Source organism: Mucilaginibacter sp. SG538B, from assembly GCF_013376065.1.
GTDB classification, from domain to species: domain Bacteria; phylum Bacteroidota; class Bacteroidia; order Sphingobacteriales; family Sphingobacteriaceae; genus Mucilaginibacter; species Mucilaginibacter rubeus.
The window spans coordinates 870,114-894,443 of sequence record NZ_JABMJI010000001.1 but is presented as its reverse complement, the minus strand read 5'-3'; the positions used below and the strand labels follow the sequence as shown (position 1 = coordinate 894,443).

The following is a 24,330-nucleotide window of genomic DNA, read 5'->3' as shown; positions in this document are numbered from 1 at the left end:
ACCCTACTTCTTGATTGTTTTATTCTGCAGTACAATAATTGGCTCGTACATATCCCAGTTGGGTTTATAATCCTTTTGGTTCATCAGGCCCTGCGCCCCTACTGAAAAATTGCCCAAAACCAGATCAGTATCGCCATCGCCATCAATATCACCGGCTTCCATCGAAATCCAACGGCCTAATAAATTAACCGGAACCTCGTGTACCTTAAACTTTCCCGGACTAACCTGCTCGTGATAGGTAAAACCTTCGGTAGGATGATATTTATAATCAGGAAAGAAAGCTATTACAGCAAGATCAAGATCTCCATCCTTATCAAAATCGGCGGCTATTGCTTTGGAGCAGCCGTTGATATGGTAAAAGTAGGTTTGTATAAATTCCCAGTTGCCTTGATTGGTAAATATATAAACTCCATGATAGGGCTTAAATATAGGCGAGTAATCATTGTTATCGCCGCAGGTATATACAATGTCGAGTTTGCCGTCATTGTTAACATCCACCAACTGGAAACTGCTCGACCCATATACAGATGGAAAACGTATGATATTTTGGGTAGTAAATCCTCCCTTTTTATCGTTCAGAAACAGCCAGATCCCTTCATCGGCCTGGGCAAACAGGCAGGCAATATCAGGCCAGCCATCGCCGTTAAAATCGCCGGTATAAACTATTTCAGGACCAGGAACTGCACGGATGATCTTTCTTTTGAATGTATGATTAGTTTGTTGCTGTAATAGGAACAAACCACCCCGGTCGCGGCCAAAACCGCAACTAACATAATCCATCAGGCCATCTTTGTTAAAGTCGGCCGTCCCACTTTTAACCGGGCGTGGCAGACTATCGGCCATTAGGGTGGTATCTTTTGATTTCTTGTCGAGATTAATATGTGTTAAGGTTCCTTTGAGTTGATCATTAGGCGGAAGTATCCCGATGCAGGTAACTACGACGCTGTTAGGTTCGGTTGCCGACTGATAAAAGGTAGCATCGGTTATTGGCGAATGGAATTTTTTTATCAGGGTAGCTGTAAGGTCACTATTCCAGCGGTAAAGCTTATTGCCGGCATCTCCTGTATAAAAGTGCTTATCAACATCATTAAACTTAACCATGGTGGTCATGGCCTCCCCTGATTTTGTGTCAACATTAACAGGTCTTTTCACCGAAAATATAGCCGAATCGAGTAAAGCATCCGGTTTGGGAATTTTTAGTTTTTTGGGTGAGGCGTACTTATAGTACACAACAATCTTTGTCCAGTCAGCAAGAGACAGCGTGGCCCCTGGACCGGCTATATACTGGTCCATAAAAGGGCGCATGCCAAGTTTTGCTCCCATGGCTGGTAATATGTGCTTGTCCCAGGTGGCACTATCCAGTAAAGAAGCATCGGGCGGTTCATGGCAGCTGCCGCAATGTTGGAACGCCGTTTTTTTAGCGTCGGCCAAAAGCTGTTCGTCGCTCGGTTCATTATCGCCGCAACTATTCAATGCGGCAATAACAACAGCTGCGAATATTATAGTCAGCAACAATACGTTTCGTTTTATTATGCTCACCCCTCCTGCTTTCCTCATACAGTTCGGTATCGCTTTACTTTTTGGTGTGATTTTCAAGCATTATCAGTGGCAGGTGCTGATCCCAATTAGGTTTAAAACCATCCTGGAACATAAAACCATCTGCATAATTACCTAATACAATGTCGGGTTTGCCGTCCTTGTTCAGGTCGGTCATTTCCATACACATCCAATGACCAAGGTTGCTAATCGGCAAAGCATGAGGTTTAAAATCTAAAGGTTTAGCCTGTTCAAAGTAAACAAACTCTTCGGCAGGCGTATTTTTCATATCGGCAAAGAAAGCTATCGTAGCAATATCGATATCGCCATCACCATCAAAATCAGTGGCAATGGCTTTGGTACAACCGTTTATAGGGTAAAACCAGCGTTGTTTAAAGTTCCAGTCGCCCGTATTGGTAAAAATGTATAAGCCGTGGTAAGGTTTCAGAATCCTCGAATCACGGTAGTTGTAGCCGCAGGTTAGTACCAGGTCAAGTTTGCCGTCATGATCCATATCAACCAATTGAAAACTGCTTGAACCATAAACCGGCGGAAAATGTAGCAGGTTCCGGGTTGTAAATCCTCCTTTTTGATCATTCAACAACAACCAAAGACCTTCATCGCCGCTTCCGGTTAACAACATTACATCTGTCCAACCATCGTTGTTAAAATCACCGGCTAAAGCTTGTGCAGCGCCCGGCTTGTCATAAATGGTTTGTTGCTCATACGTATGATCCTTATTTTGCTTAAGCAAGTAAACGCCTCCTTTAAACTTGCCCTGACCGCAAACTACAACATCCTGCAAACCGTCCTTATTAAAATCGCCTGTTATTGTGCCAACAGGCCGGGGCAAATCAGATGCAATGTAAGTTTGCTCGTTATTAACATGCTGCGCATCAAGGTTCACTTTAACTACTTTACCATTCGGAAAATCAACCGGTGCCATACGCCCAATACAGGCGAAAAAGCCTATATTATTCCCGGCACTATCCTTGTCAAAACTAACCCCAACTGCGGCTGATGGAAATTTGGCGAGGGAGTCCATTTTTAAATTACTGTCCCAGGTATACAATTTTTCATCCACAGCGTCGGCACTATACATACGCCCTGTAGCTGCATTGGCAGCAAGCATAGTAGTAAAAGCGGTATAACCTACCCGTGCAGGCTTTTTAAGTGTAAAACCAGCCCAATCATTTATTAATGGGATTGGCTTTTTAGCCGGCAGCAAGGTGTCGGGTGCAGCTTTTTTATAATAATCTAAAATGGCTGTCCATTCGGCAATAGTGGCGCCGGTAGTATCAAGCGGATTATCCTTATAGTATGACGAACCGCCATAAGTTGAAATATGCAGCAGCGGGGCCATATTAACCAGCGTGTGGTTAAGCCAAACATCCTTAGGTAATGCATCAACAGGCACTAACGAGTGGCAGCGGGTACACTTTAATTGTACCAGGTTTTTACCATCAACTATCACATCGCCGGTAAATTTATAAGGTTGATATGCCGGTTTCCGCTTGCAGCTATTGATGAGCGTTAAACCGGCTAATATTGCAGAAAATGAAAAAAGGTATGATATGGTTAATAAGCTTTTTTTTAAATTCATAAAATAGCTCAGCCCTTAATTTTTAAGTTTTAATTTTTTCCAGATATATTCGCCTACCTGTTTGCCCTGTACAGCGCCCTGATTAACGCTGTTCCGGAAGTGGATGCCGCCGTAAAACCTGCTTATTGAAGTTTCGTCGGCAGCTTTCAAAAATGAGTCGAAATGGCGCTGCATGCCTATGTAACGCAGATCGCTGGTATCCTGATAGGCAAAGTTATCGCCAAATAAATGCGTAAGCACCACAGCCGAGGCCCCACTGATATCGCTGTGGCCGCTCGGATACTCGGGGAATGGTGGTGTTTGCAGCATTGGCAACCAGTCGTGGTCAATTTTATCATTGATAATGGTTACCGGTCTTATATAATTAGTTTCATACTTAACCTGCCAGCCGCAAATAAAAGCATCAAACAAAGCTATTGAGGTAAGCGCATAAGCCTGCGCAGTTTTTACAACATCAGCATGGGTTTGCTTGCAGGCAATTGCGGTTATGCCGATCCAGTGACCGCCCGGGGTGATTTTCTTGTTGGCAAACATCATGTGGCCATTATGCTCAATAACAAAAGGATTATCATCCCAAAACTTTGCAATAGTTTTTTGCTCGGGCGTAATGTTTTTGCTTTGGTTATACACCTCCATTGTTTGTCTAAAATACTCGCTGTTTTTATCCTCGCTAAAAGCAGGTGGCGGAGGCAAAGGGAACATGGTTGAGGTGTCAACGGCGAAAGTATGCATAGTACCCCAGCAAAACTCAACACCATCCAGGTAATCGGGAGGAGTAGGATGCCAGTTACCCGGATTATCGTTGCCCAAAAACCTTGGCTTGCCACGGGTTTGGGGATAATTATCCACTGCTGCTCTTTTTAAGATGTACTTGCCAATTTTTTCGCCAAATGCCATTGAGCGGGCATAGGTTGAATCATCCATGTTGTCTTTATACATGGCGTAAACCTTGGCCTCATATTTTTTGAGCGAATCGATAGAGAAGGTAACCTTATGAGCTACTGCAAAAAACGCTGATGTAGCCGCAAGCGTATAATTATACTTTACCCCTGCCTTTGGTTCGGGAGGTTTACCAAAGCCCCGCAGCTGAGCTGTAATTGAATTGTATCCGGGATTAGAATAACGTATTGCCTCATAAGCAGCCAGCGAGGTATATCCATAAATACGGCTTGCTACGGGAGGGCTGAACACATCATAAATAATAACCTGCGTAAGCTGATCAATGTTGTTATGTATAACATCAGCATCTTTCATCATCGGTGTTTTTTTAGGCTTACTACCGCAACCTAAAACAAGGGCACAACCCGCAACGGCTATAAATATTTTAAAGCATCTCATTTATAATAGTTTATTTAATTGGTACATTACGTTGATGGCCATAACTATCGGTTACAGTTATCGATGCCATGTTATCATCAATATTAATGAATCTGCCCGATTGCGACAAGAAAGAATTACCATTATAAAACTCCTGTTTAGCAGTTTTACCATTTTTGTATTTTATGGTTGCAAATGCATCAAGCGGCTGCAGATTATAGGTTTTAACTGGCCGTTTCAGTTCAAACAATTTCATACTGTCACGATTTTGAGTAGCTGCCAACAGGTAGTTACCACGGGCTCCTTTAAGCTTCACCAGGGCCTTGCCATTGCCAGGAATATAAATACCGCTTTGCATAATGCTGAGCGGTTTAAAGCCACCTTTGCCATCTCCCTTTAGCAATAAACCATTAAAAGCATCATAACGGCCAGTTGCAACCTCAGTGCCGTAGTCATTGCCGTTCAGTGCAACATCAAGGTTGCCATCTCCATCAAAATCATCAACAGTAATGCCGCATAGTTCAGACATTTGCGCTTCAACCGGGAGTGGAATAGCCGTAAACTTCCCTCCCCCGTCATTGCGTAAGTATACCGATTGCAGGTAGTTCACTTTTAAACGCAATGCCCCCTCACGCATTTTTGGGGTTATCACCGAATCCATTGTCGCTGTTGCAAATGACCTATAATTCTGGAATCTGATACGCATGCTGATCATTTGCTTCACAATATCGTCGCGCCCGAAAGCCGGAAATTCCTGCAATTGGCCCTGCTGATCTTTCAGGAAAACAGAGGGGAAAGCATCGTAGCTGCCATTCTTATCAAAATCCTTAGCAGTAATATAAATCGGGTATTGATCGGTTGCTTTATAAAAAGTATTGAGGCCGGTATTGCCTATAATGTAATCAGTATCTCCGTCGTGGTCAAAATCGCCGGAGGCAATTGTATTCCACCAACCAAGCTTATTTTCAACGCCGGTGCTTTGCGTTACATTTTTGTATATGCCATGATCGTTTTTAAGGAATGTGATCGGCATCCATTCGCCGGTAAGAATCAGGTCGGGCCACCCGTCATTATTAAAATCGGTAAATGTGGCATCGCAAACCAAACCTATATTATTCAATTCTTTTGCCGCTGATGCGGATACGTCGGTAAATTTGATAACGCCGTTCTTGCTATCGTTACGCAAAATAAAACTTGAAACCGGCTTAGGATAGTTCCAGGGATCCACACGGCCGGAGATAAACAGATCCATTTTGCCGTCGCGGTTTATATCTGCTGCTTTTACACACAGTTTGCTGGTAAAGTTTTTAGGCAGGGCATCGGGTTGCAGTTTGAAGTTGCCTTTACCATCGTTAACATAAAGCCTGTCCTGGTAATTTGATGAACCAGGCTCGCTTTCATAACCGCCGCTGGCAACGTACAGATCAAGGTCGCCATCGCCGTCGGCATCAAAAAGCAACATACCTTCGTCTTTCACTCTTACAGGCGATATCATATGTGCCATATCGTTGGGATCTCCAACCGGGATGATAGTTTTAGGTTGAGGCACTAAATCGCGCTGAATAAATTTTCCGCTGGCTTGCTGCAATAATAACTGAGCCGGATATTTTGTAGTGCCGCCTACCACCATATCATCAATGCCGTTACCATCTACATCGCCAACCGCTACGGCCGGCGTATATTCCGACAGTTTATGCGGAAGCAGTTTCTGAACATTAAAATCGATATAATCCTGATCATTATGTTTATAGGTTATTCCTGCCGATTGAGTGACATCTTTAAACAACGCAGTGTTATCAACAGAGGGCTGTTTATTGGTATAATTAAGCTTCGCATCGCCAATTTTAACCTGGAGTGTTTGATTCGTTTTAACATGGGTAAGCACCTGTTTTTTACCGTTATCCCAGCGGATCACTACCGAATCGAGTTGAGATATGTTACCCAGGCCAAAGTGGGCGATATCCTGTATGGTTGATAAATAACCACGGTAAGGTGTATTTTCATAATATTGATGTTTGCCGTGATCGTAATAAATATCGGCAAAAGCACCAAGACCGTTCAGGTTTTTTGTACCGCCGTGAAACTGTATATGTAAGTAGTTACTACTGTTTGTTGCTTTATTACGGGAGGTGTTTCTGTACACCATGGCTTCATCATTAATATTGTTGATCACCATATCCATTGCGCCGTCATTATCCAGATCGGCATAGGCACATCCGTTTGAAAACGAGGGAGCATCAAGCCCCCAGCTTTGGGTTACATCTTCAAACTGCACACCATTGGTATTGCGGAAAGCATAGTTGGGTATTTTCACAATCGGGATTTGGTCAAGCACCTGTTGGGTTGACGCTACCGAATAGGCCATTTGCCTGAAAGTTATAAAATCATGATCAGTTACATCGCGCGGATAGCCATTGGTTATTACAATATCGCGATACCCGTCATTATCAAAATCGGTTATCATGGGTCCCCAGCTCCAGTCTGTTTGTCCAACACCACTTAAAAAAGCCACATCGCTAAATGAGGGGTCGCCAATAGAATCATTACCGCCAATTCGCGGGCCGTTGTTTAATTGTAAAGTATTACGGGTGTATTGATATTGATATTGATACCTGTCGAAATTTTGAAATATCTGGTAATTATTAGGCGGCATGAACATCTTTTTACGGTAGTTATCCTCGGGGTTCATGTCAACCTCAAAAACATCGGCAAGACCATCGTTGTTTACATCCTCAATATCCTGCCCCATGGAGCTGAAGGCGGTGTGCTTAAAATACTCCTTCACTTTATCTCTAAAAGTGCCGTCGCCGTTATTGATGTATAAAATGTTATCGGTTAAAAAATCGTTGGTTACGTAAATGTCTTTCCAGCCATCTCGGTTAATATCTACAATGGTGGCAGCATGTCCATAGCCTTCGGTCCCAATGCCTGCCCGTTTGGATACGTTGGTATAAACCGGGTGTTTTAACGCCGGATCCCAGTCGCAGCGGTAAAGCTGCCCGGTACTCCGGTGACTTCCATTAGTTATTATCGGCCTGAAAGTACTTTGATTATCTCCGGCTACAGCCTCATTAACGGTGAGGTACATATCCAGGTCGCCATCGTTATCATAATCAAAAAACGACGCCATGGTTGAGTGAAGTTTTACATTGAGGCCATACGCTTTAGCCATTTCTTTAAAGCGCGGTACGCCGTCGTTACCTATTCCCTGGTTTACATAAAGCAGATTAGTGCGCTTAACCGAATCATCAAGCAAAGTATAGCACACATATATATCCATAAGGCCGTCGTTGTTGATATCAACAACAGCCACTCCCCTGCCCCAGCCGCCACTCCCCTTTACACCGGCTACGTCGGTAACGTCATCAAATTTCATATCGCCCTTGTTAAGGTATAGCTTATTTGATGTAGTATTGGCTACAAAGTAGATATCCTGCAGGCCATCATTATTAAAATCGCCTATGCCCACGCCACCGCCATTATACAGGTTAAGTTTGGTAAGCGGGTTTATGGTGTCATTTTCAACGATTTTATTATTGAAGGTGATACCCGAGTGCGAAGAAGGTACCTGTTCAAAAAGTGTAGCTTTTTTACAGGCACTAAATAAAACGGCAACCAGGCATATAAAGGGAAGGGTATACTTCATTATTGGTTAGTAAACTATAAAAAAAGGTGGAGATAACTATCTCCACCTAAAGTTAAATATTTAAAATCAATGGTTAATTAATAACCAGGGTTTTGTTTCAATACACCTTGTCCGGTTGATGCAGACAAATCAATTTCACTTTGCGGAATTGGATAGTATTCGTTTCTGCCTTTGGTGAAATGAGCGCCTTTTAGCTGTAGGTTGATATTGATATCATATGCAAAGAAGGCGTTGATCTCATTTGCCATGCTTCCAGTACCCTGATCCCAGCGTTGTAAGTCAAAGAAACGCTGACCTTCCATCGCCAGTTCAAGCTTACGCTCAAAATGTATGGCTGTACGCGCATAATTTTTATCAGCAAACACACCGGCAGGGTAAGGTTTGATCAGATAATTATCAGCCGGAGTAGTTTTAACTGTATACTCAGATTTTGAGGGATCATAAGCAGAGTTTTTGTAAACCCACCATGAACTGCCGGCAGCACGGTTACGGACTAGGTTCACATAATCCAAAGCTTTATTAACATCCCCAACTTCAACTTCGGCTTCAGCAGCCATTAAAAGTACATCACTCCAACGCATCAGGTTTACGTTATTTGAAGTAACCTCGTTAGCTGCCCAATAGTTTTCGGTACTTGAATTGGTACCTTTTTCGGCAGACGAGTAAACGTTTTTACGCGGGTTAAATACACCGTCTGTAGGGTCACGGATCCAGGCAGCCGGAGGATTACCCCAATCAAGATACGGAATATTTGGGCGGCCCATGGTGATATCAATACGAGGATCTACAGTACCGGTATATGGATTAGTCTTTCCACTAACTAATTGACCATCATTAAAAGTAGTAAACAACGGCAAACCACTGGCATCCGTTTTAAATGAGTTAGCCAGTGATTGAGATGGATTAAACCAGCCGCAGCAAGCGCCAGGGCCTCCGGTATAGGGAAAGTTAAGCTCATCACCGGTATTACCATTGTTACCACCCGAGTTATCATTTACCGAAGCCTGTGCTGCAAAAACTGATTCGGGGCTATTTTTTTGGGCAGCCTGCGGACTAAAGTTCCTTTGAAAGTTCACGTTTAACGCAAACTTGCTACCGTCACCTTTTATCCCGTTTGGTATTAAGTCATCAAACAGCTTCTTGGCTTCTAAAAATTTATGCTGAAACATTTTTGCTTTTGCCAAATATGCAACGGCAACCCATTTATTAGCGCGGCCTTTTTGTGCCTGGGTAACAGGAATATTGTCAATACCGGCTTGCAAATCAGCTTCAATATTTGGCCATATATCCTTATCGTTAGGCAAGTTGTAATTGGTGGCAGTTTCGTCAACATAAGGAATCATGTTATACATTTTTTTAAGCTCCATATAATAATACGCTCTTAAAAATTTAGCTTCACCAGTTATCCTTTTAACATCATCAGCGCCTATATCTTTCGCAAGGGCAAGCGTACGCAAAACGTCATTTGCACGGGCCACACCATCAAAGCATAATGTATACTTTGAAGTGATATACGGATTTGAGGTTGCTAATGTAAAATTACCCACCGGCAACGCATCGTTACCGCCGTCTGATGGTTCAGAGCCTTTATAGGCATCTCCGGCAGCCACGCTGCCAAATAACCAGTTAGAACCGGCCGCGTTAATACCGCCGCCGCGACCGCCTACACCATCAAGCAATGAATAAGTGCCTATAAGCAAACTCTCAACACCTGTTTTATTAGCTACGATACTCGGGCTTAACGAGCGTTGTATAGGCCTGTTCAAAATATCCTTCTGGCAGGCGTAAACCATACACACTAACAATACGGCTAATGGTATAATTACTTTTATGTTTAATTTTTTCATAACTTTTATGATAATATAACTATTAGTATTAGAATGTTGCGTTTACACCAACGTTATAAATTTTCTGATTTGCAGGATAGTTACCGAAATCAATTCCGAAGCTGGTGTTATCCTGTAAGTTTGAATTTTGAAGCTCGGGATCTAAACCTTTGTATTTTGTTATGGTAAATAAGTTATTGGCTAATAAATATACCCTTATTCTGCTGACACCTAAACTTTTAATTTTTGATTGAGGAATAGTATAGCCTAATGTCAATGATTTAAGTCTTAAGTAAGATCCATTTTCAACATAAAATGAGTTGAATACGCTCGAAGTACTTAAGTTGGCATTTCTGCTTAACTGAGGTACAGTTGCATGGCTGTTATCAGCACCTTCGCGCCAAACATTAGGACCTAAAATGTCGGCGCTTACGTTGCCGTTAAACACCTGAGGGAAATAAGTCCAGTATTTAATATAATTAACTACTTTATTACCATAAGTACCGTAGAAGAACGCATTAAAGTCGAAACCTTTGTAGCTTGCTCCTAAGGTTAAACCACCGGTAAATTTAGGGTTAGGATTGCCTATAAACGTCCTGTCCTTATCATCAATGGTGCCATTATGGTCTACATCCACATATCTGAATGCACCAGGTGCTTTACCAGGCTGGGCTGGCGCAGCATCAACTTCGGCTTGGTTTTGAAATAAGCCCGATACCTGATAACCAAAAAACTCACCTACAGGTTGGCCTGGCTGCAACCTAACAAAATTTTGCAAACGGGTTGAGCCTGAGCTGTTGTAGTCTTTATATTTCAGGCCACCGCCCAAAGCAACCATTTTATTTTTGTAATGGCTAAAATTTAATCCTATGTCATATCTCAATCCGTTACCCGCCGTACCGTGGTAACCGAAGTCAATATCAATACCTTTGTTACTGATGTTACCACCGTTTACATAAGGTGCAGATGCGCCACCTTGCGGTGCGAACAATGATGAAGGGAATAGTAAGCCAGATATATCTTTTTTATACAACTCCACAGAAAGGGTAAACTTGTTATTGATAAAAGTTGCATCAAAACCAACGTTGGTCACCTTATCAGTTTCCCAGGTTGTTGATTCATTACCAATTTGAGATTTATATAAACCGGTTAAGGTTGAGTTGCCTGTACCTGTTATATCGTAGTTAGCATTACCATTTGATTTTGCGTATAAACTATAAGCATTACTTTGGCGCTGATTAACACCCGATAACGAACCCAGGGTTCCGTAACCTCCCCTGATTTTTAAGTCATTCAGCCAGCTTACGTTTTTCAGGAAGTTTTCTTTAGAAATACGCCATGCACCAGTTATTGAACCAAACGTACCATATTGGTGGCCAGGAGCAAAGAACGATGAACCATCATGACGAATAATACCACTGATATAATATTTTTCATCATAGTTATAGTTAACCTGACCGAATTGTGAATATAATGTGTTGTTGTAAAGCTGGTCGACAGCGTTTGTTGGTGTACCATCACCATTTTCTACAGTTACGTAGTTAGGATCATAGCTTAGCGCATAGGTAGTATTACCAGCTCTTATACCACGGCCATAATTTGTAATAGCCTCAGTTGCAACGAAAGCTTTAATACTGTGTTTGCCAAATTGCTGGTTGTAGCTTAATTGATTGGTCCATGTGTATGAGCTGTTATAGCCTGCAACCTCAGTGAACGAATTGTTGGTGGTATTACCTTCAGAGTTTTCATACGCGGTTGGGGTAAAGTAGTAGTAGTAGTAGTTATCTACCGTTCCACCAAACTGGGTGCGCACAGTGAAATGTTTCAGGAAGTCAACCTCAGCAAATACGTTACCGGTAATATCCCAGTTGTTGTTCCTGTCGTTTTTTGTACGTTCCTGACGGGCAACCGGATTGCTTGAGTTACCCAAAGACCCAGGCCGTGTACCCGCATAGTTGCCCATGATATCGTAAACCGGAATTATAGGTGGTTCGCGATAAATATATGATATGCCGTTGCCTTCATTTTGGTTGTTGCTTACATTGGGATTTCTTTTGTAGAAGATGTATGCGTTTTCACCTACACGAATATTTTTTCCAACATTAAAATTGGTATTAATTCTTGATGAATAACGCTTAATGTAAGTATCAATAAGCGTACCCTGTTGATTATAGTAACCTATCGAGAACAAATAAGTCGATTTTTCGCTACCACCGCTTGCAGTAATGTTATGGCTTTGTATAGGTGCAGGTTTAAACACTTCATGAAACCAATCTGTACCTACTTTATTTGCCCTGGTAATATTATTTACATCCAGCTTATCTATGCCGTTCGGACCCAAACGGTCGGGGTTCAACGGTTTCCCGGTAAGTGTGTTCAGGTTGTACCAGTCAGCGGTAGTACCAGGGTCACCTACATGCGCACCTGCAGGCTGTATAAAATCAGGTATTGTCCAGGTTTTAGTGTTCTTTGGATCAAACTGGGTATTTGTAGTAAGCGCATTTGAATTTTTAAATGATTCATACACCGCTTGCATATAAGTTTGAGTGCCCGCAAGTTTAAAACCATCCGCAAGCGGCCTTTGGGTACCATACATGCCATCATAAGTTATAGTGGCAACACCAGATTTACCTTTTTTAGTAGTTACTACAACTACACCGTTTGAACCACGTACGCCATAAACCGACGCAGCACCGGCATCTTTTAATACTTGGATTGATTCGATATCGTTAGGGTTAACGTTATCAAGGTTACCTTGTGTACCGTCAATAATTACCAGCGGGGCTGTGCTGTAAATAGAACTGATACCACGAATATTAACAGATGTTCCCCCACCCGGGTTACCGGAATTGGTAACTGTTACACCGGCTGCCTGGCCCTGAAGTAAAGAGGTTGTGTTACCAGAAGGCACAGTTTTTAAACTCGCCACGTTAACAACCGCTACCGAACCTGTAATGTCCTTTTTACGTTGTGAACCGTAACCAGTAACAACCACCTCATTAAGCGTGCTGCTGCCTGATTGTAGCGTAACCCGAAGGTTTACATCGGTACCTACCTTGACTTCGGTAGTTTGATAACCGATGTAAGATACTACCAGTGTATTGCCCGGGCTTAGGGTTAAGGTGAATTCACCATTAACATCAGTTACAGTACCTGTACTTGTACCTTTGACGCGTATAGAAGCGCCAACAACAGGTAATTTATCGTCGGAGCCGATAACTTTACCTTTGTACTTTGTTTGTGCTGTAACTACCAATGAAGATACCAGGCAGCATAGCAGCAAACCCAAGTATCTTCCTTTTAGGAGTAAACTTTTAAACATGAGATTGAGATTTAGTTGATTAATATATTTGATTTAAGCTTTTAAGTCGATAATTGGTATTGCTAAGTTTTAAAATAGAAAATTGCACACTTGCGGGTAGCCTGTTTGAACTGAGCGATTGTGAGATAAGCTCTGTTAAACAGATTAATGGAAGATGAAGTGTTGGAAAGTAAAAAATGTAAAAGTTTTATCATATGAACTTCTCTCGTATAATTTTTTTTAAACTTTTTATCCGTGTAGTCACCTTTTTTACGCTACCGCAACCGAAGCAACATTAAAGTTAAAATGTTATAATAATATTAGATTTTGAACGATTTCTGCCAAAACAGAAATTTATATTGGCTATGGAACTAATGTAATTAGTGTGTACTGTATACACAAGTAAAATAGGTAGATTTACAAATTAATTATTTATAGGTCGATTTATCCACTAAAATTACAAATTGAGAATATTTCATTAATACATTGCTAACACATGGCCTACTTTTTTAAAAATATCGTATTGTAAAAGTGTTGCTATTATTCTGTAACCAGTGCAAAAAAGTTGTTGAAACAATAAATATTAACCCAACCGAGCTGTTATCTTAAATATTTTGCCCTTAGTTTAATGTGCGGGCCCTCCCTGCCATAATTTACCAAAGTGTTAAAATATCATTATACTTTGCAAATACTGTCAGGTCAACATTTATTATTAATTATACAATAATAAATGTTAAATATACATTTACCCAAGCAGTACTTTTCAAACAATAAATGTTCAGGTTACATTTATTACAATCGATTTCACGCCATTATACAACATTTTATACACTTTTTCCAAAACAAAACGACACCGGTAAACTTTACTTACCGGTGCCGTTCAGATATTTTCGTGCATCAAAAAATACCTTTACTATTTTTAACAAAGTGCTAAAAATGTATTACACTTTAAATGGCACTATTTAGCCCACCAAACCGATGTATTATGCGTATCGGCCGAGTTGGTTCCTATTTCAACTACAAATTCGCCTGATTCCCAGTCATACTTAAGCTGCGTGTTATAAAACTTCAATAGCTCCGGAGTAATAGTGAAGCTTACCTGTTTTGACCCACCCGGCTTAAGGCTTATTTTTTGATAACCCTTAAGCTCTTTTACCGAGCGGCTGATACTTGCTACAGGATCGCTTATATATAACTGTACCACTTCTTCCCCCGCATATTTACCCGTATTGGTTACTGTAACAGTAGCCGTTAAGGTTTCATTACCTTTTAATTTGGTTTTGCTTACGCTAACAGCGCTGTAGTTAAAGGTGGTATAGCTTAAGCCGTAACCAAACGGATAAAGCGGATCGTTTGAAATATCAAGATAATTTGACCTGAATTTTGAAGGACCGCCTTTGTATGGCCTGCCCGTGTTTTTGTGGTTGTAATAAATAGGTATTTGCCCTACGCTGCGCGGAAATGTAGCAGTTAATTTACCGGCCGGGTTATAGTCGCCAAATAATACATCGGCGATGGCGTTACCGGCCTCGGTGCCGGGCGCCCAAACGTCAAGTATCGCGTTAGCATGCTTATCTTCCCAGGTTAGGGTAAGCGGACGACCGTTAAACAGCACAATCACCATCGGTTTGCCCAGTTTTGAAAGTTCCTTCAGCATGTTTTTCTGGCTTTCGGGAATATCGATATCCGAGCGGCTTGACGATTCGCCCGACATGCTTTGGGATTCACCAACAACAGCCACAATCACATCCGATTTTTTAGCAGCGTCAACCGCTTCTTTCAATAATTCGTCAGCCGGCTTAGCATCTAAAGAAACCATTCCGGGACCAAAGTTCAGCCTTTTAATAAACAAACTATCTTCAGTTACATTAGCACCTTTAGCATAGTTAATGGCAACATTGTTACCCACAACATTTTTAATACCTTCCATTACGCTCACCGATTTTTGCCACTCGCCGGCAATAACCCATGTACCCAGCATATCGCGGTGATTATCGGCCAATGGGCCTACCAATGCGATGCTACCGCCTTTTTTAAGCGGAAGCGTTTGATTATCATTTTTTAATAATACGAAGGAATGTTTAGTAATCTCTCTTGCAGCTGCGCGGTTCGCAACTGATAGCTCTTCTTTAGCCTCTTTACCGGCATCCATCGATTTGTAAGGGTTATCAAACAAACCTAATTTGTACTTAGCTTCCAATACACGCTGGCAGGCCTGGTCAATTTCCTGCTGGGTGATTTTCTTTTGTGTAAGTGACTTTTTCAACGTTTTCAAGAACCCCTCTCCTACCATATCCATATCCAAGCCGGCTTTCAGCGCAAGGGCAGATACTGTTTGCAAATCGCCAAGGCCATGATCTGTCACTTCGTTTACAGCGGTATAATCAGATACCACAAAACCTTTAAAGCCCCATTGTTTCCTTAACAAGTCGGTTAACAACCACTGGTTAACTGTTGCAGGCACACCATCAACCGTATTAAATGAGCTCATGAAACTGCCTGCACCCGCATCAACTGCTGCTTTATATGGCGGCAGGTAATCCTGGTACATTTTAATGCGGCTCATATCAACTGTATTATACTCACGGCCGGCTTCTGCGCCACCGTAAAGTGCAAAGTGCTTAACGCAGGCCATCACGGCATCAGCATCTTTCATACTGCTGCCCTGGTAACCCTGCACCATAGCTTTTGCCACTTGTGAGCCATACCATGGGTCTTCACCCGAGCCTTCTGAAATACGGCCCCAGCGCGGGTCGCGGGCAATATCAACCATTGGCGAAAACACCCAGTTCAAACCTTCTCCGGTTGCTTCTTTAGCTGCGATTTGTGCCGATTGTTTGATCAAACCCATATCCCACGTTGCCGACATGCCCAGCGGAATAGGAAAAATAGTGCGGTGGCCATGGATTACATCCAAACCAAAAATAAGCGGAATATGCAGTCTTGAGTTTTTAACGGCTATATCCTGGATCTGGCGGGTTTGTGCTGTACCCCAAACACCAAACACTCCACCAATTGATCCATTTTTTATATTTTCTTCAACCCCTTTATTTACTACCGATCCTGTTGTTGCCGCTCCGATGGTTACCAGGTTTAACTGCCCAATTTTTTCATCGAGTGTCATTTTACTCATCAGGCCTTTAACATAGGCATTCATTTTTGCATCTTCGGTTTTGCTTTGGGCCAATACCTTATTATAAGGCATCAACGCCAAGCAAAGTGGCGTAATGGCTATAACAAGCCGACTTGAAAAATACTTTTTCATTTTTTAATTTATGTGGGTAGTAAATAATTGGTTAACAAATATGACTAATAATCAGAGCATTTCATTGCGCCTTTAAATATTTTTGACAATTTTAGAAACAGGATGCTACGGCATTTATCATAGTGTATTAAGTACACAATTGTAAATATTATAATTAAAAAATCAAACTTTATTTGTACAATAGCACAAATGTTAAGTAAACAGCAACTTATTGAGTACAGCGAGGATGCCCGCAAAAATTACGTAAACCACATTTCTATTGATTGTGTTGTATTTGGATTTCATGAGGGGCAAATGAAAGTGCTGCTATTAAAAACCCATGACGAAGAGAAGTGGTATTTGCCCGGCGGTTTTGTACTTAAGGAAGAACCGATAGACAATGCCGCTGTAAGGATACTACAGGAACGTACCGGTTTAGATAAAATATTTTTACAGCAGTTTCGTGTATTTGGTGATCCCGACCGTTCAAAGGTCCATAACGATATGTATGCCGATATGCTGCCAAAAGAACAAAACTGGTTTTCTGGCCGGTTTATATCTATTGGCTATTACGCGCTGGTCGACTTTTTTGGCGTTATACCCCACCCCGATCAGTTTTCGGAGCTTTGTGCCTGGCGCGACCTGGATGACATGCCCGAGATGCAGCTCGACCACGAAAATATTTATAAAAGCGCTTTGGATGCCTTGCGCCTGCAGCTTAACTATCAACCCATAGGTTACAACCTGATGCCGAGAGAATTTACCATGCCCGAGCTGCAAAAATTGTATGAAGCCATTTTAGGTAAAAAGTTGGACAGGCGTAACTTTCAACGCCGGATCTTAGCTTTTGGCATCCTTAACCGGTCTGAAGAGCCACGTAAAGGCGGTGCGCATAAGGCGCCGTACCTGTATTCGTTCGATATAGAAAATTACCAACACGCCTTAACCGAAGGGTTTAAAGGCGGTTGGTAATTGCCGATAAAAGGGTTATGGCTCACGCCGCGGCTATCGCCCGTTTTAATGTAAAATAAAATGTACTGCCCGAACCTATTTCACTATCCACGCTAATTTTACCTGCTTGCGCCTCAATAAAATCCTTGGCGATGGCAAGGCCTAAACCCGTTCCGCTTTGCTCGGATGTAGCATTAGGCACCTTAAAATAGCGCTCAAACAAACGGGGCAGATATTGCTGTTCTATTCCCTTGCCATGATCAGTTACCGAAAACTCTATCTCATCGTTCTTATGTTTTTTAACTACCAGTTCAACTGTCGATTTTTCGTGGCTATATTTTATAGCATTCGAAAGCAGGTTGATGAGCACCCAGGTTGTTTTATCCAAATCGGCATGTACTTTGGGGAGGCTTTGATCGCATTTCACCTTAATTTCTACATGCTTTTGATCGGCTATAAACTTAATGGCTTTTACGGCATAATCCACAATATTTTGAGGATGCGTACTGCCGAAGTTAAGTTGTAATTTACCTGTTTCAACCTGTGCCATATCCAGCAGCTCGCCGGTGATGAGCAACAGGCGGCGGGTATCGTCTTCTATATTACCTATCAGCTGGCGCTGCTCGGCATTTACTTCGCCTATACGTTCATCTTCCAATAATTTCAGGCTCATTTTTATGGATGAGATAGGGGTTTTTAACTCGTGCGATATGGTAGCGATGAAATTAGTTTTTGCCTCATCCAACTGTTGATACTCGGTAATATTTTTTAGGATAATCACTTTGCCTATCACTTTATCCCTGCTGCTTACCGATAATGATTCGCGCGAATAAAAACCTTCGCGCTCATCAGCAAAGATCCGAAGCTTTGCCTGGTCATTAACAAGCAGCTTGCGCATCAGGTCATTTTCGATGGCAATATCTGGCGCGTATTTACCGTTGAGCTGATCTGGCTTCATGCCGATCAGGTTGCAGGCCACCTGGTTGGCAAAAATGATAACACCTTTTTCGTCAAGACCAATAATGGCATCATGCATGGAATTGATAATAGTTTCAATCCGCTTTTTCTCAAACAGGATACTGGCCAGGTTACTGTTTTCAAACTCATCAAGCTTGCGGGTCATGTTATTGAAAGCCTGGCCCAGTTCGCCAAACTCATCGTCCGACTCAAAATGAATCTGCTGATGGTAGTTTTTGTTTGATACCTCTTTAATACGGACCGTAAGCTCCTTAATTGGGTTGGCGATGTATCCCGGGAAATTAACCGCGAAACTGAATGCCACCAAAAACAAAAACGCGCCTAAAAATGCCACCAGCAACGACCCTCGTTTTGAAGTTGTGTTAGCTATCTCATTCTTTCGCGCGATGGCATCCATGTTGAGCTTCATTATCCCATATACTTGCCTGTGCAGGCGATTGCGTAAGTCGTCTTCGGTTATTTTATTATCAGGTTCCTGCGTTAAACGTTCAAAAATAGCACGCAAAGAATCAGTAAGCTGCAGCTCGCCAACCTCGGTAATATTATGTTCCTGCAATACCAAATTGTCATTTATCGTTTTTTGTTGGTCTGCCGATAGTTTGTCGGTGCGCGAATCAATAGCGGTAAGTATATTTTGCATATACTTTACTGTTTTATAATTATCCTTTAATATAGCACCTGCATCGGCAGATAACCGATTTAGGAAATATATCGACATTCCGCAGCAAATTATTGCCAGTACAAACAGGAAACCTATCCCTGCCCGGAGTTTATTTTTTATTGTCATGGCTATGAAAGTATTACAAGGTCAATATCAGTTTTCGACATTTTATTTAGTAGCTGTGTAAACACCGCTGTTTTCATGATAAGCTGGTAAAATTTAAACCGCGGCTTGCCAATGCAAATCGTGGTGATGTCATATTTTTCGGCCGTTTCCCAAATGGTGCGAGCTACATTATCGTCTTTTACCTTCAACACTTCGCCCCCCAGTTGCGTGGCCAGCTTCATGTTGTTAATAAGGTGCCTTTGCGCGGCTAAGTTAATCTTATCACTGCTCTCCCGCGATGTTTGCACATACAACAAATACCATTTGGAGCGATAGTATGACGATAACCGCGCCGTTTTACGGATAATAACCTTGGCCGACTCATCATTAGTACTGATACAAGCCAAAAACAGCTCGGGCCTTAGCTTAATTGTTTTGGGCACCTCAATATCAATTTTCCGCTCCACCTGGTGGGCCACCTCACGCAAGGCCAGCTCCCGCAGCTGCAAGATCCGCTCCGCCTGGAAAAAGTTACTTAGCGCTGTCGGGATCTTTTTCTCATCATAAATTTTGCCTTCTTTAAGTCGTTCAATCAACTCATCGGCGGTAAGGTCGATGTTTACCACCTCGTCGGCCAGTTGCAGAACCTTATCGGGTACACGCTCGTGGATGGTTGCACCGGTTATCCGTTCCACTTCCTCATTAAGGCTTTCCATGTGCTGAATGTTCACCGCACTGATCACGTTAATGCCTGCATTCAGGATCTCCAGTACATCCTGCCATCGTTTTTCATTGTTGCTGCCCTCAATGTTGGTGTGGGCAAGCTCGTCAACTATAACCACCTCGGGGCGCAGGCTTATTACAGCTTTCAGGTCCATCTCCTCCAGCTCCTTCCCCTTGTAAAACAGTTTACGGCGGGGTATTACAGGCAAACCTTCCAGCAAGGCATGGGTTTCTTTACGGTTATGGGTTTCGATGTAGCCAATTTTCACGTCGATACCATTGCGCAGCAGGGTTTGGGCCTCCTGCAGCATCCGGTAGGTTTTGCCTACACCGGCACTCATGCCTATATATACCTTGAACTTTCCGCGGCGCGATTTTTTGATCAGCTCCAGGAAATGCTCTACAGATTGCTCTTTAGTGTCCTCATTCATAAGTCGCCTTTGAATCTTCCTTTAGTTTTTATGGTGTTCCATGCCGGTCAGGCTTTCCGCTCACTTTGCACATGCTTTAGTCACGATGCCTGGATTTGCTGTAATAGTTAAGCATTTAATTGCTGCTAAAACCCATAAACGGCTGCCAGCACAAACTGTGATGCAGACTTTGTCAGATCACCATTGCGTGCTTTAAACTGCTCTACCGATCCGTGATCCAATCTCACCTCGGGTATTAATGTTAACGGGCCTGCTTTAACGTTAGCAGTAAGCGTTGCCGCTGTAACCGATTTACCATTTACCGGCCCTGCAATTGCGGTATAAGTACCTGTTTTATGCTTAAAATATTCGCCCCTTAAACCAAGTGTAACATATTTTGAAACTGCCAGTTGCGGATACAAAGCTACGCCCGAAAAACCGCCGGTAACACCTTTGTTTGCCGAAAAGTCGGCCGCGTTCAGGCCAAGCTTAAACGCGTTTGTTATTTGATAGGCAGTTGTTAAATCAAACTCGGTGCCTACAATCCCTCCGGTAATTACGTTTAAATAGGCGGTCCAGCCCTTAACCGGGTTTAATATCAGCTGAGCGCCAAAACTGTTTACTTGATTTGACGACCGGTAATAATTCCAATTATCATTAAACACACCGGCCATCACGTTCACTTTATCCGAAAACGAATATGCGGCTTTAAAACCCGCGTTTTGAAACGGGCCATTGGTAAACAGATAAGAGGTTGAGTAGTTAAAATTGCCAACCGGGCTCACAACTTCATAACCTATAAAGGTAGCCATATATCCAGCAGTAAGTACAAATTTATCTGTTACATCATAAGCCACATACAAGTTTTGAATATGATACGAATCGCCATCAGATCCGTTTGGTATCGACTGGCTTTGTCCTCTCGGACCAAATGATAACTCGCCTACAAAAGCGGCCCTGCCAACCTTTTTCTTTAAACCCAGATCTATCATCCCGATAGAAATTGAATTGTGATCCGTTGCAAAACTCGTCGGGATCTGCGATCCCCTGTTCGCGAAATCATACTTAAAATAGGTATCAACCGAGCCATAAACCACCAAAGGCGCATCGGATGTGGTTTTGACCGTATCCTGAGCCTTAACTATAAAAGCACAGGTTAACATCGAAAATATCAATAGCAGGAAAAATTTCATTTAAGTAGGTATTAAAATTTCGGGTTCCTTATTGGTAACCCAAATTGTGTTTGTATCCTCGCCGTTGCTAATTATTGCTAACCCCGGCGAGGATTTGAGCTGCGCTAAAACCGCGGCAGCCTGGTTTTTACTTCTTCAATCCATCCAAAGCTACATTCAGCTTTAATACATTCACTTTAGCAGGACCAAACAAACCTAACAAAGGCTGCTCAGTATGCTCATCAACCAGTTTGTTTACGGCATCAACTGATAAACCGCGAACTTTAGCTACACGGGCAACCTGTACTTTTGCTCCGGCTGGTGAAAGATCAGGGTCCAAACCGCTGCCTGACGCTGTAACCAGTTCGGCAGGAATTTGTGAGCGTGTTACGTCAGGGTTATGTTTCAGGAAATCCTCAATCCTGCCTTCAACCTGTTTCAGGTAATCAGGATTTGACGGGCCTTTGTTTGAGCCTCCTGAACCGGCAGCATTATAATCAACTGATGACGGACGACCCCAGAAATACTCGTCTTTAGTAAACTTTTGACCAATGTTGGCGTAGCCAACTACACGGCCTTTGTATGTAATGGTTTCACCATCGCCTTTACCCGGGGTAAATTTACCTATACCGGCTATAGCTAAAGGATAGATGCCTGCTGTTAATACTATCAGTATTAGGGTAAGCTTGATGGATGGCAACAAATATGTTTTCATTTTATTTAATTTTTAAAGATGAGTTTGGGAACGTGGGGTTTGTGACGGATGGTAGTTAAAGCTTATCTGTCGCCCTAAAACCATACCTCACGTCCCCGGCTCATTTAGTTTTTATATGAATAATGAAACAGCTAAATCAATTAATTTAATGCCTATAAAAGGTATAATAATACCGCCTAAGCCATAAATGAGCAGGTTACGGCGTAACAACGCACTTGCGCCTATCGGTTTATACTCAACGCCACGCAAAGCCAATGGTATCAGCAACGGAATAATAATAGCATTGAATATCACCGCCGAAAGTATCGCCGATTGCGGACTGTGCAGGTCCATAATGTTCAGCGCTTTTAAGGCGGGCATTGATACCATGAATAAAGCCGGAACAATGGCGAAATATTTAGCTACGTCGTTTGCTATACTGAAAGTTGTGAGCGTACCACGTGTCATCAGCAACTGTTTACCTATTTCCACAATCTCGATCAGCTTGGTTGGGTCGTTATCCAGATCCACCATGTTACCGGCTTCTTTGGCAGCTTGAGTACCGCTGTTCATGGCTACGCCAACATCGGCCTGGGCAAGTGCGGGGGCATCGTTTGTACCGTCGCCCATCATGGCTACAAGTTTACCGCCTTGCTGTTCTTTCTTAATGTAGTTCATTTTATCTTCGGGCTTGGCCTCGGCAATAAAATCATCCACACCGGCTTTCTCGGCAATAAACTTGGCGGTAAGTGGGTTATCGCCGGTTACCATCACCGTTTTAACACCCATTTTACGCAGGCGTTCAAAGCGTTCGGCAATACCGGTTTTAATGATATCCTGCAACTCAATCACACCCATGATCTTTTCATTTTGTGATACAACCAATGGCGTACCACCGTTTGATGAGATCTTTTTAACATTCTCCTCTACATCTGTTGGAAACGGGTTACCAGCTTTTAAAGCAATATTACGGATGGAGTCAAAAGCACCTTTGCGGATGCGTAAACCATCGGGGGTATCTAAACCGCTTGAACGGGTTTCGGCAGTGAATTTGATAAACACTGAATCGGCTGGAGCGTGGATTTTTAGTTTGTGCGGACCTTGCTCGGCCAGCTCTACAATCGACTTACCTTCAGGGGTTTCGTCGGCCAGTGAACTTAATACGCAAGCCATTACAAACTCCTGCTCATTTACCCCTGCTGTTGGGTAAAAGCTGGTTGCTTTACGATTACCAATGGTTATGGTACCAGTTTTATCCAGTAATAAAGTGTCTAAGTCACCCGCTGTTTCAACAGCTTTACCACTTTTGGTGATCACGTTGGCGCGTAAAGCCCTGTCCATCCCGGCAATACCGATGGCCGATAAAAGGCCACCGATAGTGGTAGGGATCAAACAAACAAACAACGATATAAAAGCGGCTATAGTGATGGGCGTATTTGAATAATCACCAAATGGCTTCAGGGTAACGCACACAATAACGAAGATCAGCGTAAAACCAGCTAATAAAATGGTTAAGGCTATTTCATTAGGGGTTTTCTGGCGTGATGCACCTTCTACCAGCGCGATCATCTTATCCAAAAAGCTTTCGCCCGGTTGGGTAGTAACCAATACTTTAATCCTATCGGATAATACCTTGGTACCGCCGGTAACTGATGATTTATCACCACCGGCCTCGCGGATCACCGGGGCGGATTCACCTGTAATAGCCGATTCATCAATGGTAGCGATACCTTCAATAATTTCACCGTCGGTAGGGATATTATCCCCTGTTTCGCAAATGAAAACATCACCTTTTTTTAGTTGTGACGACATCACTTTTTCTTCCTTACCGTTAACCAGTAAGCGGGCAGGTGTCTCTTCGCGGGTTTTGCGGAGACTTTCGGCCTGGGCTTTACCACGTGCTTCCGCAATGGCCTCGGCAAAGTTGGCAAACAGCACAGTTAACAATAATATAATGAATACCGTAAAGTTGTAGGCAAAGCTACCCTGGCCTTTATTGGTCAGCGAAAATATGCTCACAATGAGCATTACAACTGTACCGATCTCTACAGTAAACATTACCGGGTTGCGGAACAGCACACGAGGGTTTAACTTGATAAAGGATTGTTTAAAAGCATCCCTCATCTGATCACCCTGAAACAATGTATTTTGAGTTGAGTTCAT

At 42.6% G+C, this 24,330-nt stretch carries 13 protein-coding genes; 1 reads left to right on the top strand and 12 read right to left on the bottom strand.

Annotated elements, in window-relative coordinates:
- Nucleotides 1–3 precede the first annotated feature (3 nt).
- The 7 genes from FHW88_RS03410 to bglX form a co-directional block, all read right to left on the bottom strand.
- The gene (locus FHW88_RS03410; protein ID WP_176623165.1) at nt 4–1,557 is read right to left on the bottom strand and encodes an FG-GAP repeat domain-containing protein; all 1,554 of its coding nucleotides are present in this window, start codon (nt 1,555–1,557) and stop codon (nt 4–6) included.
- Nucleotides 1,558–1,573: 16 nt separating this feature from the next.
- Nucleotides 1,574–3,139, bottom strand: a complete 1,566-nt coding sequence (locus tag FHW88_RS03405) for an FG-GAP repeat domain-containing protein (RefSeq protein ID WP_176623163.1) — start codon at nt 3,137–3,139, stop codon at nt 1,574–1,576.
- 15 nt (nt 3,140–3,154) lie between these two features.
- Complete coding sequence (locus FHW88_RS03400; protein ID WP_090531535.1) at nt 3,155–4,477, bottom strand: vanadium-dependent haloperoxidase; 1,323 nt, start codon at nt 4,475–4,477, stop codon at nt 3,155–3,157.
- Nucleotides 4,478–4,487: 10 nt separating this feature from the next.
- On the bottom strand, nt 4,488–8,102 hold the full coding sequence (locus FHW88_RS03395; protein WP_176623161.1) for a VCBS repeat-containing protein: 3,615 nt from the start codon (nt 8,100–8,102) through the stop codon (nt 4,488–4,490).
- Between the two features lie 77 nt (nt 8,103–8,179).
- A complete protein-coding gene (locus FHW88_RS03390) occupies nt 8,180–9,949 on the bottom strand; it encodes a RagB/SusD family nutrient uptake outer membrane protein (protein WP_090531531.1) in 1,770 nt (589 codons plus the stop codon).
- A gap of 28 nt (nt 9,950–9,977) precedes the next feature.
- Nucleotides 9,978–13,250, bottom strand: a complete 3,273-nt coding sequence (locus tag FHW88_RS03385) for a SusC/RagA family TonB-linked outer membrane protein (RefSeq protein WP_090531529.1) — start codon at nt 13,248–13,250, stop codon at nt 9,978–9,980.
- Nucleotides 13,251–14,187: 937 nt separating this feature from the next.
- Nucleotides 14,188–16,494, bottom strand: coding sequence for a beta-glucosidase BglX (gene bglX, locus FHW88_RS03380; RefSeq protein ID WP_176623159.1), 2,307 nt, complete (start codon nt 16,492–16,494; stop codon nt 14,188–14,190).
- A gap of 189 nt (nt 16,495–16,683) precedes the next feature.
- On the opposite strand from bglX, the gene FHW88_RS03375 reads away from it, so the two are divergent.
- Nucleotides 16,684–17,445 carry an NUDIX hydrolase gene (locus FHW88_RS03375; RefSeq protein WP_090531523.1) on the top strand — a complete coding sequence of 254 codons (762 nt, stop codon included), beginning with the start codon at nt 16,684–16,686 and terminating at the stop codon, nt 17,443–17,445.
- Between the two features lie 22 nt (nt 17,446–17,467).
- Here the strand turns inward: FHW88_RS03375 and FHW88_RS03370 are convergent, their stop codons facing one another.
- The 5 genes from FHW88_RS03370 to kdpB form a co-directional block, all read right to left on the bottom strand.
- Nucleotides 17,468–19,189 carry an ATP-binding protein gene (locus FHW88_RS03370; protein ID WP_090531521.1) on the bottom strand — a complete coding sequence of 574 codons (1,722 nt, stop codon included), beginning with the start codon at nt 19,187–19,189 and terminating at the stop codon, nt 17,468–17,470.
- Nucleotides 19,190–19,191: 2 nt separating this feature from the next.
- Nucleotides 19,192–20,322: a histidine kinase gene (locus FHW88_RS03365; RefSeq protein WP_090531519.1), complete on the bottom strand. Its 1,131-nt coding sequence runs from the start codon at nt 20,320–20,322 to the stop codon at nt 19,192–19,194.
- A 125-nt stretch (nt 20,323–20,447) separates the two neighbouring features.
- Nucleotides 20,448–21,494 carry a porin gene (locus FHW88_RS03360; RefSeq protein ID WP_176623157.1) on the bottom strand — a complete coding sequence of 349 codons (1,047 nt, stop codon included), beginning with the start codon at nt 21,492–21,494 and terminating at the stop codon, nt 20,448–20,450.
- A 127-nt stretch (nt 21,495–21,621) separates the two neighbouring features.
- Complete coding sequence (locus FHW88_RS03355) at nt 21,622–22,188, bottom strand: K(+)-transporting ATPase subunit C (RefSeq protein ID WP_090531515.1); 567 nt, start codon at nt 22,186–22,188, stop codon at nt 21,622–21,624.
- 111 nt (nt 22,189–22,299) lie between these two features.
- The gene (gene kdpB, locus FHW88_RS03350) at nt 22,300–24,330 is read right to left on the bottom strand and encodes a potassium-transporting ATPase subunit KdpB (protein ID WP_176623155.1); all 2,031 of its coding nucleotides are present in this window, start codon (nt 24,328–24,330) and stop codon (nt 22,300–22,302) included.